This window comes from Cronobacter sp. EKM101R (assembly GCF_963888145.1).
Classification (GTDB): domain Bacteria; phylum Pseudomonadota; class Gammaproteobacteria; order Enterobacterales; family Enterobacteriaceae; genus Cronobacter; species Cronobacter turicensis.
The window spans coordinates 135,968-148,444 of record NZ_CAWPHW010000042.1; the positions used below are offsets into that span (position 1 = coordinate 135,968).

Genomic DNA, 12,477 nt, shown 5'->3' on the forward strand with positions numbered 1-12,477 from the left:
ACGTGAGTTCAGAAAGCCGCATGATGGCGGCTTACGGCAGGAATTACTGATTTTTACGCAGCAAATAGCGATACGGCAGCGTTTCGGTGTGCGAGGCCACCAGCTCATGCTCCATAAAGCGGCAGAAGCCAGGGATATCGCGCGTCGTCGCCGGGTCATCGGCCACAATGAGCAGCGTTTCGCCAGGCTGCATATGGCGCACGGTTTTACGCACCATCATTACCGGCTCAGGGCAGCGCAGCCCGAGGGCGTCCAGGGTATGGTCAGGGTTGGCGAACAGATCGGTCATGCTTCTCTCGGGGTTGTGAAAAACCGCCTTAGTTTACCCCCCGTTTTTCGTGACGCAACTCATGTGAACGATTGCGTTAAAATTAACCATTGCAATGACGATACAAAGCAGTATCATGCGGCGGCTTTGCGCAAACGCGCCGCGTCTGCCTTAGCATGAAGATGAACTGGGTTCCCTCACCCCAACTAACAAAAAGGTCACAATATGACTCCGTTTACGTCTGGTCAGCGCCGCAACGCGCTCGTCTGGCTTTCGTTGTTTCATTTGCTGGTGATCACCTCCAGTAACTATCTGGTGCAGCTGCCGGTCTCCATCTTTGGTTTTCACACCACCTGGGGCGCGTTTAGCTTTCCGTTTATTTTCCTCGCCACCGATCTGACCGTGCGCATTTTTGGCGCGCCGCTGGCTCGTCGCATTATTTTCGCGGTGATGGTGCCTGCGCTGCTGGTCTCCTATGTGATCTCCTCGCTGTTTTATATGGGGAGCTGGCAAGGATTTGGCGCGCTGTCGCACTTTAATCTGTTCGTCGCGCGCATCGCGACCGCCAGCTTTATGGCCTATGCGCTGGGGCAGATCCTCGACGTGCATGTCTTTAATCGTCTGCGTCAGAGCCCGCGCTGGTGGCTGGCGCCGGGCGCGTCCTTGCTGCTCGGCAACGTCAGCGACACGCTGTCATTCTTCTTTATCGCGTTCTGGCGCAGCCCGGACCCGTTCATGGCCGAACACTGGATGGAAATCGCGCTGGTGGATTACACCTTTAAGGTGCTTATCAGCCTGGTGTTCTTCCTGCCGATGTATGGCGTGCTGCTGAATATGCTGTTGAAAAAGCTGGCGGATAAATCCGATTTCCGCGTGCTACAGCGCGGGTAAAGGTTCGCGGAATTTCTTGTGTTAAGATGCAGAGATGGGTCGTGTTGACCGTCTCTTGTAAAGGAATAAGTGAATGCGCAATCTGGTGAAATATGTCGGTATTGGCCTGCTGGTGATGGGGCTTGCCGCCTGCGACAACAAAGACAGCAACGCGCCGGCAAGCGCCGGTGCCTCACAGAGCGAAGCCTCCGGGCAGCCGGTCAGTCTGCTGGACGGCAAACTGAGCTTCTCCCTGCCGGCGGATATGACCGATCAGAGCGGTAAAGTGGGCACCCAGGCGAACAACATGCATGTCTACTCCGATCAGACCGGCCAGAAAGCCGTGATCGTCATCGTCGGCGAGAAAAGCCAGGAATCGCTGGAAGTGCTGGCGAAGCGTCTGGAAGATCAGCAGCGCGCCCGCGACCCGCAACTGCAGGTCGTGACCAATAAAGCGATTGAAATCAAAGGCCAGAAGATGCAGCAGCTTGATACCGTCATCTCCGCCAAAGGCCAGACCGCTTACTCCTCCGTGGTGCTGGGCAATGTTGATGACAAACTGCTGACCCTGCAAATCACGCTGCCTGCCGATAACCAGCAGCAGGCGCAGAGCACCGCAGAGAACATCATCAACACCATCGTGGTGAAGTAATCCGCGGTAAAAACGCGCTTACAACAGCGGCCTGCCCTTTACGGGGCGGGCCGTTTTTTTAACTGCGCGCTTAACAGAATAGCGAGCAACACCAGCCCCGCAGCCGCCAGATAAATCGCCGGTACGCCCGCCCAGGCCATCAGCACGCCTGCCGCCGGCCCGGTTATCCCGAGCGACAAATCCATAAACAGCGTATAGGTGGCGAGCGCCGCGCCCTGATTGCTCTGGGGCACCGCTTTCACGGCCACGACGCCGAGCGCCGGGAACACCAGCGAGAACCCGGCGCCAGCGAGAAACGTCCCCACTTTCGCCATCCACGGATCCACCGCCAGCCCAACCAACAGCAGCCCAAGCGTTTCCACCACGCCGCAGAGTAGCGTCACGTTAATGCCGCCCAGCCGGTTAATCGCATTCGGGAATAACAAACGCGTGCCGACAAACGCGCCGCTGAAGAGTGTCAGGGCGAAGGCCGCGCCGTCCCAGCCTTTGGCCTGGTAGAACAGCGTGATAAACGTGGCGATCACCCCAAAGCCGGAGGTGGTAAGCGCCAGCGCCATGCCGAACGGCCAGACCTTGCCGAGCACCGCGCGAAACGGCAGCGGTTTGCCCTTACTCGCCTTCACGGCCGGGCGCGGCAGCGCCAATACAATCCCGAGCAGCGCCACGCCCATAATAACGCCCGCCACCAGCGGCAGGCCGCCCAGCCGGTACAGCAGCGCCCCGAGCGGCGCGCCCACGGCCATCGCGCCGTAGGTGACGACGCCGTTCCAGGAGATCACTTTGCCGATATGCGTCGAACCGACCACGCCGACGCCCCAGAGCGTCGAGCCGGTGCCCGCGCAGCTCTGTCCAAAACCCAGCACCACACGCCCGAGACACAGCAGCGCCAACGACGCCAGCGGCAAGCCGCCGCTCCACCACGCCAGAAAATAGCTCGCGCCGCTCAGCAGACAGCCGAACATGCCGACAATGACTACCGTTTTCGGTCCCCAGAGATCGGCGTAACGCCCGGCATGAGGACGACTTATCAGCGTGGCGATATACTGAAGGCTGATAACCAGCCCCGCCCAGAACGGGCTAAACCCCATCACATCATGGACATAGCCCGGCAGTACCGCGAGCGGCAGACCGATAGTCAGAAAGGTAGCGAAGTTGAAGATAACAATGGAGACGATTTTCAGGTTCAGCCGCAGGCCGCTTAACGCGGGTTCGGCGCAGACATCCGGCATGACATTTCACTTTTTTGGCAACAGCGGTAGCGTCAGTATAAACCTGAAATTTCCTTCAACGGAAACGCCCGCGTTTCAGATTTCCTCCCTGCGGCGCAATGCCGGTTCCACACTACACTAAGAAAGCCCTCATAAAAGGAATTGGTTATGATTGGTCCACAACGACCCCAACCCCAACAAGATAAAGTCGGCCTGCATATGCTGCAAAAGCTGGCGGCGCTGGTCATTATTCTGGCTGGCATTCACGCCGCGGCAGATGTGATTGTGCCGCTGCTGCTGGCGCTGTTTCTGGCTATAGTGCTCAACCCTCTGGTGACCTGGTTTATGCGCCGGGGCTTTCGCCGCCCTGTCGCGATAACTATCGTCGTGTTTGTGATGCTGATAGGCCTGACGCTGCTGCTGGGCGTACTGGCGGCGTCATTTAATGAATTTATCGCGTTAATGCCGAAATATAATAAGGAACTGACGCGAAAACTCCTGCATCTACAGGAAATGGTACCCTTCATGCACCTGCACCTTTCGCCGGAGCGTATGCTACAGCGCATGGATTCCGACAAGATGGTTACCTTCGCCACCACGCTGATGACGCAGCTCTCCGGCGCGATGGCCAGTGCCGTGCTGCTGGTGATGACCGTCGTCTTCATGCTGTTTGAAGTGCGCCACGTGCCTTATAAGCTGCGCTTCGCGCTCGCTAACCCGCAACTGCACATCGCCGGGCTACATCGGGCGTTAAAAGGCGTCAGCCACTATCTGGCGTTAAAAACGCTCATCAGCCTCTGGACCGGCGTGATCATCTGGCTCGGCCTGACGTTGCTCGACATCCAGTTCGCGCTGATGTGGGGCGTGCTTGGGTTTTTGCTCAATTACATTCCCAACATCGGCGCGGTGCTCTCGGCAATACCGCCTATGATCCAGGCGCTACTGTTCAATGGCGTGTATGAAGTCGTCATGGTGGGGGTGTTGTTCCTGCTGGTGCATATGATCCTGGGGAATATCGTGGAGCCGCGCATGATGGGCCATCGCCTCGGGATGTCCACGATGGTGGTGTTCCTCTCTCTGCTGTTCTGGGGGTGGTTACTCGGGCCGGTCGGCATGCTGCTTTCGGTGCCGCTTACCAGCGTCTGTAAAATCTGGATGGAAACCACGCACGGCGGCAGCAAAATCGCCGTCCTTCTTGGCCCCGGTCGCCCGAAAACGCGGCTACCCGGGTAGTACGGCTGACGTATCAGAGAAGGGATGACTGGATTGCGAGCGGGCAAAATAGCGCCCGCTTTTTCATGTGCTAATTTTGTGTAGCGTCTGTAAATTATTTCGGTGAATTACATTTCACGTTCAAATACATTCAAATGCATTAGTTTCAATTGTTTCACAAATGTTTTTTATAGTTATTATTTTCTTGAACAATCAATGAGTTTTTAAATGCCGTTCCCGTCAGCGTTTCCCTTCCGCAGTAAAAAACCCTCATCTACTCTATAAAAAACAGCACCTTACAAAAACCTTGCGGTAAAAAGCGTTATTAACGACAGGCTATTGCTTACGCGTAAACATTATTTTACTATTTATAAAAATAAGTAAATTCTGATTTTAAAAAGTAATAGCATCTTACGTCACACCGGACGTCTTATCGCCCGCCTCGTTGCCAGAAGATAGCCCGCCTTTTTAGATAATTTACTGAACGACCTTAACGCCAGACGGCGACGCCAGCAGAGTGCTGGCGAAATTTTGTGTGGCGGGACCAACACAGCGTCTCGTCGCCCTGTTGCGTTACTCATAAATGAAATATGGAGATTGTATGAAAAAGGTCACTAAATGGGTCGCCGCGCTGGCGGTCATGGGCGCTCTGGCAGGCTGCGCGCGTACGGCGCCTGTCGATAATATTCAGTCCACCGTGAGCGGCACGCACACGGCGCAGCAGGTCCGCACCGCTATCCTGAAAGCCGGGAAACAGCGTGAATGGATGATGACTGACGCAGGCCCGGGTGTGATTACTGGTCGCCTGAAAAACCGCGATCACTCCGCTGAAATTCGTATTCCTTACAGTGCCAACGGCTATTCCATCAATTACGTCGGCAGCATGAACCTCAAAGCAAGCGACGGCAAAATCCACAAAAACTATAACCGTTGGGTCAATAACCTCGATAAAGACATCCAGCTGAATCTCTCCACGGGTGCGGATCTTTAATCGCTTATGACGTAAGCCGGGCCTGCGGGCTCCGGCTTTTTCTGCGTGAAATACTAAGGAAAGTTTTGTGTCCGCTCATTACAACAGTGATTCTCTGAGCGCGCTGGAAGCGATTACGGAAGCCCAGCGTATTGCGTTTGCACCCATGCTCTTTCAGGCGGCGATCAACCTTCGCGATTCCGGCATTCTTGCGTTTCTCGATGGCAAAAACCGCCAGGGCGCGACGCTGGATGAGATTGCCGAATCCTGCGCATTAAGCCCTTACGCTATCAGTCTTCTGCTGGATATGGGTCTGAGCGGCCGCATTATTTTCGAACGCGACGATCGCTATTTCCTGGCTAAAACCGGCCATTTTCTGCTGCATGACGCCATGACGCGGGTCAACATGGATTTTACGCAGGACGTCTGTTATCAGGGGCTTTATTACCTGCGCGACGCCCTGGAAAAAGGCACGCCAGAAGGCCTGAAAGTCTTTGGCGAATGGCCGACGATTTATCCGGCGCTGTCGCAACTGCCGGAGCCCGCGAAAAGCAGCTGGTTCGCCTTCGATCATTACTACTCTGACGCCGCGTTTGACGCCGTATTGCCGCACGTTTTCGCCCTGAACCCAAATTTAATTTATGACGTAGGCGGAAATACCGGTAAATGGGCGCTGCGTTGCTGCCGATATAACAAAGATGTACACGTAACGCTGCTGGATTTGCCGGAGCAAATCGCGCTGGCGCGTGAAGCGGTGAGCACGGCGGGGATGGCGGATCGTATCGATTTTCACCCGGCGAACATGCTGACGCCCACGCCGCTGCCGGGCGACGCGGATATCTGGTGGATGAGCCAGTTTCTGGACTGTTTCTCACCCGAGCAGATTGTCGCCATGCTGACGCGCGTCGCCAGCGTTATGAAGCCAGGCGCCCATTTATGCGTCATGGAACTCTTCTGGGATGCGCAGAAGTTTGAGGCGGCCTCGTTCAGTCTGAACGCGTCTTCGCTTTACTTCACCTGTATGGCAAACGGCAACAGCCGTTTTTATAGCGTCGTGAAATTTACCGCCTGGCTTGAGGCGGCAGGTTTTCACGTTAAACAACAACTCGACCATCTCGGTACCGGGCATACCTTATTGATATGCCAGAAAACCTGAGACGTCACCGATGATTTTGAGTCACAGTAAAATGGTCGCAGCACCCTTTTCCTGATGCTTCTGAGTCAGAAAAAAACAGTGTGCGGCGGAAGCGCGTGAATGAACTTTGCATTAAACCTTGTTGACTGGCAGGCGAGAGCGCCGGGGCTCAGCGAACCGACTCAGTGGTCAGACTGGGCGCACGGCTGCCAGGCTATCGATCCGACAGCGCCGCAGGCGAAGCTGACCGCCCTGCCGATGATGACCGCGCGTCGCCTCGCCTCCGGCAGCCGTCTGGCGGTAGAGTGCGGTCTGACGATGCTGCGCCGTCATGCCATTGACGCCGTCCTCTTTACCAGCCGCCATGGCGAACTGGAGCGTAATTTCCGCATTCTGACGTCGCTTGCGTCCCGACAGCCGCTCTCCCCAACCGATTTCGCCATGTCGGTCCATAACTCAGCCGTCGGCAATCTCACCATTGCCGCCAGCCAGCCTCTGGTCTCGTCGTCGCTCTCGGCAGGGGTCGATACCTTTCAGCAAGGGCTGTGCGAAGTTATGTGTCTGATGCAGGCAGGCTATCAGCGCGTTCTGATGGTCGATTTCGATGGCGCGCTGCCTGAGTTTTATCACGGGCGCGTCCCGCAAAATATGCCGATTTTTGCCTATGCCGTCGCGCTGGTGATTGAACCCGGCGACGCACTGCGCTGCCAGACGCAACCCTGTGCGCCTGCCCCGGAACCGGCGCTTTCACAAAGCCTGCAATTTTTGCGTCACTGTCTGCGCGACCAGTCAGAATTCACGTTGCAGGGCGAGCGGATGCTCTGGCACTGGAGCCGCCGATGAATACCCTGCTGGCGCGTCTCGACTGGCTCTGGCGTTTGCTGATGACCGGCTTTTGTTTTTCGCTATTTGGCGCAGGCGGTCTGCTGCTGTCCGTCGTCTGGTTCAATCTGCTTAATCTTGCAGAGCGAGACAGTCAGCGGCGGCGACGTATTGCAAGACGCAGCATCGCCGCCAGTTTCCGCTTTTTTCTGCGCGTGGCGAAGGCTGTAGGCGTGCTGGATTACGCGATTGACGGCGCGCAGACGCTGCGCGAAGAGCGCGGCTGTCTGGTGGTCGCCAACCATCCGACGCTGATTGATTACGTGCTCATCGCGTCCGTTATGCCGGAAACCGACTGCCTCGTAAAAGGCGATCTGCTGCGTAACCCGTTTGTCAGCGGCGTTATCCGGGCGGCGGATTACCTGATTAATAGCCAGGCTGACCGTCTGCTGCCGCAAAGCGAGAGACGTCTGCGCAACGGCGATACGCTGCTCATTTTCCCGGAAGGCACTCGTACCCGCGTTGGCGAGCCCATGACGCTGCAACGCGGCGCGGCCAATATCGCCGTGCGTTGCCGTGCCGACTTGCGAGTGGTCACGATTCATTGCAGCGAACATCTGCTTGATAAGCAGAGCAAATGGTATCACGTGCCGGCGCACAAGCCGCAGTTTAGGGTCATGGTCGGCGAGCGAATCAATACCGCAGAGTTTTGTGAGGCTCAGGAGGCGTTCGAGCCTGCGCTGGCGGCTCGTCAGCTCAACCGCCATCTCTTGTACCAGTTATCACAGCAAACCCCACCTTTGGCAGGAATCCACAACGATGCAAGCGCTTTATCTTGAAATTAAAAATCTGATTATCAACACGCTCAATCTGGAAGAACTGAGCGCCGAGGATATCGAAACCGATGCGGCCCTCTTTGGCGACGGTCTGGGTCTCGATTCCATCGATGCGCTTGAGTTAGGTCTGGCGGTCAAAAACCAGTACGGCGTTGTGCTTTCCGCAGAAAGCGAAGAGATGCGGCAGCACTTTTTCTCTGTCGCCTCGCTGGCGTCCTTTATTCATTCACAACGCGCATAAAACGAGTTTGTTATGGTTGATCAACACGCTATTTATCAGGAAGTTTCCGGCCTCCTCGTCAAATTATTCGAAATCGATCCGGCGGACATTACCCCGCAGGCCAGACTGTATGAAGACCTGGAGCTGGACAGCATTGATGCAGTGGATATGGTTGTCCATCTGCAAAAAAAGACCGGCAAAAAAATTAAGCCGGAGATTTTTAAATCCGTCCGCACCGTTCAGGATGTGGTGGACGCGGTTGAGCGTCTGCTGAGCGAAGAATAAGCGCGCATGACCGGTATCCTGACAGCGTTGCGTCGCGTGAGCGCCCCGGTGACGGTGGTCCTCACCCTGGCATGGCCTTTCGTTATCCTGCTCGGCATCAGGCTTAACATCATGCGCTGGATGATTCCGGTGATGGCGCTGTTGCTGGTGGCCAGGCTGTATCAGGCGCGACGGCTTGCCGGGCCGGGACGCTTTATGTCCGCCGGCGTCGCGCTCGCGGGTATCGCGTTATGCCTCGCGAGCCTCACGCTCAGACAGCACGCTCTCCTGTTGTGGTATCCGGTTGTGGTGAATGCGGTGATGCTGATGCTGTTCGGCGGTTCGCTCTGGCGCGGTATGCCGCTGGTCGAGCGCCTCGCGCGGTTGCGCGACCCTGAACTGCCTCCGCGCGCCGTGAGCTACACCCGTCGGGTCACGCAAATCTGGTGCCTCTTTTTTATTTTCAACGGCGCGATAGCCGCCGCTACCTGCCTCGCTGGCGATATGTCGCTATGGACGCTCTGGAACGGCGCCATCGCTTATCTGCTCATGGGGCTTTTGATGGCGGGTGAATGGCTGGTGCGTCGTCGTATTATTCAGCGGAGCGCCGTATGACCTCCTCTACGTTGCCTGTGGCCGAGTGGCTGAGCGCGCCGCGGCCTGACGATACCGTTGTCGCCTGGTCGTGCGAACGAGAATGGACGCTGGGGCAATTACGCACTGACGTTTCACGACTCACGCAGACGCTGCTGGCGCAGCCTGGCGAACGCTGGGCGCTCTGCTTTGAAGACAGCTACCTGTTTACTACCGCGCTGCTGGCGGCGCTCCATGCGGGTAAGGTGCCGGTCATTCCGGGCCATCGCCGCATCGCGGTATTACGGGAGCAGCACGGGTTATTCAGCGGCATTCTGACCGATCATCCGATGGACTGGGGCGGCCCGACGCTTATCGTTGCGGCAGGCACGCCGGATGACGCGCCGCCGCCCGCGCTGCCGCCGTTAACGCCGGACAGCTATGTCGAGCTGTTCACGTCCGGATCGACCGGTCAACCGCGGCGGGTACGCAAACCCGTCGCCTGTCTTGATAACGAAGCCGCTTTGCTGGCGCAGCGCTTCGCGCATCGCCTGGAAGGATGTCGCGTGGTGGCGTCGGTCGTGCCGCAACATCTCTATGGCCTGACATTTCGCATCATGTTGCCCATGGCGCTTGGTCTGCCGCTGCATACCGCGATGCTCTATTACGCCGAGCAGCTTGCCGCGCTGCCTTGCGGTCACACATACGCCTTTATCAGCAGCCCGGCATTCCTTAAACGTCTCGATAAACAGCTCGTCGCGCCGTCGCTGTCGTTGATTATTTCCGCAGGCGGCATGCTGCCCTGGCAGGATGTTCAGCATACCGTGGACTGGACTGACGTCACGCCGGATGAGATCTACGGCAGTACCGAGACGGGGGTGCTCGCGTGGCGCTACCGTGCGCAGGATGATGCTCCCTGGCAGCCTTTTCCGGGCGTCGTCCTCAGGCAAGAGCAGGCATGCTGGCGCGTGTTCTCAGACATCATTCCCGAGCGCGAAGGGCTGCTGCTGGACGATGCGCTCCATGTGCTGGAGAGCGGACAGTTTCATCTGGCGGGGCGCCAGGGGCGTGTCGTTAAAATCGAAGAAAAAAGAGTTTCATTAAGCGATATAGAACGCCGGATGCTCATGATTGAGGGCATCCATGAGGTCGCGGCGTTGCCGGTCACGCGCGGCGGCCGTCAGGGCGTCGGGGTTCTGGTCGTCCTCAATGGCGAAGGCGCTCGCCAGCAACAGCACAGCACCGGCAAACAGCTTGAGCTGTCATGGCGCCGCGCTCTGCTCCCGTGGCTTGAGCCCGTCGCTATCCCCCGTTACTGGCGCATCGTGGATGAAATTCCGGTCAACAGTATGAACAAGCGTGTCTATGCGCAATTAGAGGAACTCTTTCATGACCCCTCCTGAAATCCAACGACACCAGCCGTCGCCCGCGCAGGCTGACATCGTGTTGCGCCTTGATCCCACGCTTTTCTGGTTTAAAGGGCATTTCCCGGTGCAGCCGTTGCTGCCAGGCGTGGCGCAGCTGGACTGGGTCATGCGCTATGCCGCTGAACTCGTTGCGCCCGGCTACCGGTTTCATGGCATTCAGAATGTGAAGTTTCAGGCGCCGCTACTGCCGGGCTGCGATGTCCTGCTTTCGCTCGACTGGAATGAGGCGCGCGGCGTGCTGAGCTTCAGCTATCACCGGCTGGCGGGCGACGCGCGCATTCTCTCCAGCAGCGGGAAAATCAAGCTATGTCGCTGACTGCCGCTTCCTTTCGTCCGTGTGTGGTGATCCCGTGTTACAACCATGGCAGCCTGATTGAAAAGGTGTTGCAGCGCCTGGCGCCCTTTGCGCTGCCTTGCTTCATCATTGATGACGGCAGCGATGAGACCACGCGCGCCGCGCTGGACGAGCTGCCGCAACGCTATCCCTCGCTGACGCTGGTGCGTCTCGCCCGTAATTCAGGCAAAGGTGTCGCGGTGATGGAAGGGCTGCGCCACGTCGCGCAGCAGGGTTTTACGCACGCGGTGCAAGTCGATGCCGACGGACAGCATGCCATTGAAGATATCCCGGCCTTTTTATCGCTGGCGCAACGCCATCCCGACGCGCTGATCTCCGGTCATCCGGTGTATGACGCCTCGATGCCGCGCGCCCGGCGCTACGGGCGTTGGGTCACGCATGTCTGGGTCTGGATAGAAACGCTGTCGCTCTCCCTGAAAGACAGCATGTGTGGATTTCGCGTCTATCCGATCGCGCCGACGCTCGCGCTGGCGCAGCGCCATCCGCCCGGCAAACGGATGGATTTCGATACGGAGATCATGGTGCGCCTCTACTGGCGGGGCCATCCCACGTACTTTATTCCCACCCGCGTCACCTATCCGCAGGATGGCATATCGCATTTCGATGCGCTGCGCGATAACTGCCGGATCTCCTGGATGCATACGCGCCTTTTCTTCGGCATGTTGCCGCGCGCGCCGGGGCTGTTATGGCGTCGACGCCAGCAACACTGGGCGCGCCAGAAGGAAAGAAAAGGCTTGCTGGGGATGCGCATTATGATCGCGGTCTGGCGCCTTCTGGGACGCGGAGCGTTTGATGCGCTGCTGCGCCCCGTGGTGGCCGTGTACTGGCTCAGCGCCGGTGAGGCCCGTCAGGCATCGCGCCAGTGGCTTTCCCGCGTTCAACAAACCCTGGCGATGCGCCAGCAGAACGCGCCGGAGCCGCTTAGCAGCTATCGCCACTTTTTACGTTTCGGCGAGGCCATGCTCAATAAAATCGCCAGCTGGCGCGGTGAATTACGCCCTGGCAGCAAGGTGGTTATTTCGCCGCAAGCGCAGGAGGCGATCGCCGAAACGCCCCAACGGGGACGGCTCTTGCTGGCCTCGCACCTGGGCGATGTCGAAGCCTGCCGCGCGCTGGCGGAACGACACGGCAATCTCGTTATTAATGCGCTGGTTTTTAGCGAAAATGCGCAGCGTTTTAAGCAAATCATGGAAGAGGTCGCGCCGCGCGCCGGGGTCAATCTCATCTCTGTAACGGATATCGGCCCCGACACGGCGATGCTGCTGAAAGAAAAACTCGATCGCGGCGAATGGGTGGCGATCGTCGGCGATCGCATCGCGGTGAATCCGCAGCGCGGCGGCCAGTGGCGCGTTATCTGGAGCGCGTTTATGGGCCAGCCCGCGCCTTTTCCTCAGGGGCCTTTCATCCTCGCCGCCGCGCTCCGTTGCCCGGTCGATCTGGTCTTCGCGCTACATCTTAAAGGAAAACTGCATCTGTTCCTGGAGCCTTTCGCCGACCCGCTGAAGCTGCCGCGCGGCCAGCGCGAGCAGGCGCTACAGGACGCGGTTGACCACTATGCCGCACGCCTGGAGCATTACGCGCTTCAGGCGCCGCTCGAATGGTTCAACTTTTATGATTTCTGGCGCCTGCCCGACGCGGCGGATGACCGGAAAAAGGAGTCTTAAC

At 57.9% G+C, this 12,477-nt stretch carries 15 protein-coding genes; 13 read left to right on the forward strand and 2 right to left on the reverse strand.

Annotated features, from left to right (window positions below; all coding sequences use genetic code 11):
- Positions 1-43: 43 nt before the first annotated feature.
- Positions 44-289: a sulfurtransferase TusA gene (tusA, locus tag AACV31_RS18060; RefSeq protein WP_105538418.1), complete on the reverse strand. Its 246-nt coding sequence runs from the start codon at positions 287-289 to the stop codon at positions 44-46.
- 204 nt (positions 290-493) lie between these two features.
- Here tusA and AACV31_RS18065 point away from each other — a divergent pair, with 204 nt between their 5' ends.
- Both AACV31_RS18065 and AACV31_RS18070 read left to right on the forward strand, forming a co-directional pair.
- Complete coding sequence (locus AACV31_RS18065) at positions 494-1,159, forward strand: 7-cyano-7-deazaguanine/7-aminomethyl-7-deazaguanine transporter (protein ID WP_007702888.1); 666 nt, start codon at positions 494-496, stop codon at positions 1,157-1,159.
- Positions 1,160-1,232: 73 nt separating this feature from the next.
- Positions 1,233-1,790, forward strand: coding sequence for a DcrB family lipoprotein (locus AACV31_RS18070; protein ID WP_007765151.1), 558 nt, complete (start codon positions 1,233-1,235; stop codon positions 1,788-1,790).
- A 38-nt stretch (positions 1,791-1,828) separates the two neighbouring features.
- Here the strand turns inward: AACV31_RS18070 and AACV31_RS18075 are convergent, their stop codons facing one another.
- Positions 1,829-3,019, reverse strand: coding sequence for an MFS transporter (locus AACV31_RS18075; RefSeq protein WP_015742815.1), 1,191 nt, complete (start codon positions 3,017-3,019; stop codon positions 1,829-1,831).
- A gap of 147 nt (positions 3,020-3,166) precedes the next feature.
- Here AACV31_RS18075 and AACV31_RS18080 point away from each other — a divergent pair, with 147 nt between their 5' ends.
- From AACV31_RS18080 to AACV31_RS18130, 11 genes are all read left to right on the forward strand, one after another.
- Positions 3,167-4,231: an AI-2E family transporter gene (locus AACV31_RS18080; RefSeq protein WP_007765155.1), complete on the forward strand. Its 1,065-nt coding sequence runs from the start codon at positions 3,167-3,169 to the stop codon at positions 4,229-4,231.
- Positions 4,232-4,811: 580 nt separating this feature from the next.
- Complete coding sequence (locus tag AACV31_RS18085) at positions 4,812-5,201, forward strand: hypothetical protein (protein ID WP_007765156.1); 390 nt, start codon at positions 4,812-4,814, stop codon at positions 5,199-5,201.
- A 67-nt stretch (positions 5,202-5,268) separates the two neighbouring features.
- The gene (locus AACV31_RS18090) at positions 5,269-6,336 is read left to right on the forward strand and encodes a methyltransferase (RefSeq protein ID WP_165155197.1); all 1,068 of its coding nucleotides are present in this window, start codon (positions 5,269-5,271) and stop codon (positions 6,334-6,336) included.
- Positions 6,337-6,435: 99 nt separating this feature from the next.
- Positions 6,436-7,158 carry a beta-ketoacyl synthase chain length factor gene (locus tag AACV31_RS18095; RefSeq protein ID WP_075197144.1) on the forward strand — a complete coding sequence of 241 codons (723 nt, stop codon included), beginning with the start codon at positions 6,436-6,438 and terminating at the stop codon, positions 7,156-7,158.
- Entirely contained in the window at positions 7,155-7,976 is an 822-nt protein-coding gene (locus AACV31_RS18100; RefSeq protein ID WP_075197145.1) for a lysophospholipid acyltransferase family protein, read from the forward strand. The genes AACV31_RS18095 and AACV31_RS18100 overlap by 4 nt, the downstream gene beginning before the upstream one ends.
- A complete protein-coding gene (locus tag AACV31_RS18105; protein ID WP_007765160.1) occupies positions 7,957-8,214 on the forward strand; it encodes a phosphopantetheine-binding protein in 258 nt (85 codons plus the stop codon). The genes AACV31_RS18100 and AACV31_RS18105 overlap by 20 nt, the downstream gene beginning before the upstream one ends.
- A gap of 12 nt (positions 8,215-8,226) precedes the next feature.
- Complete coding sequence (locus AACV31_RS18110; RefSeq protein WP_007765163.1) at positions 8,227-8,478, forward strand: acyl carrier protein; 252 nt, start codon at positions 8,227-8,229, stop codon at positions 8,476-8,478.
- A 6-nt stretch (positions 8,479-8,484) separates the two neighbouring features.
- On the forward strand, positions 8,485-9,072 hold the full coding sequence (locus tag AACV31_RS18115) for a hypothetical protein (protein ID WP_075197146.1): 588 nt from the start codon (positions 8,485-8,487) through the stop codon (positions 9,070-9,072).
- Positions 9,069-10,433, forward strand: a complete 1,365-nt coding sequence (locus AACV31_RS18120) for an acyl-CoA synthetase (RefSeq protein ID WP_165155195.1) — start codon at positions 9,069-9,071, stop codon at positions 10,431-10,433. Before AACV31_RS18115 ends, AACV31_RS18120 begins: the two co-directional genes overlap by 4 nt.
- A complete protein-coding gene (locus tag AACV31_RS18125) occupies positions 10,420-10,773 on the forward strand; it encodes an ApeI family dehydratase (RefSeq protein ID WP_165155193.1) in 354 nt (117 codons plus the stop codon). Before AACV31_RS18120 ends, AACV31_RS18125 begins: the two co-directional genes overlap by 14 nt.
- Entirely contained in the window at positions 10,764-12,476 is a 1,713-nt protein-coding gene (locus AACV31_RS18130) for a glycosyltransferase family 2 protein (protein WP_165155191.1), read from the forward strand. Before AACV31_RS18125 ends, AACV31_RS18130 begins: the two co-directional genes overlap by 10 nt.
- Position 12,477: the final 1 nt, after the last annotated feature.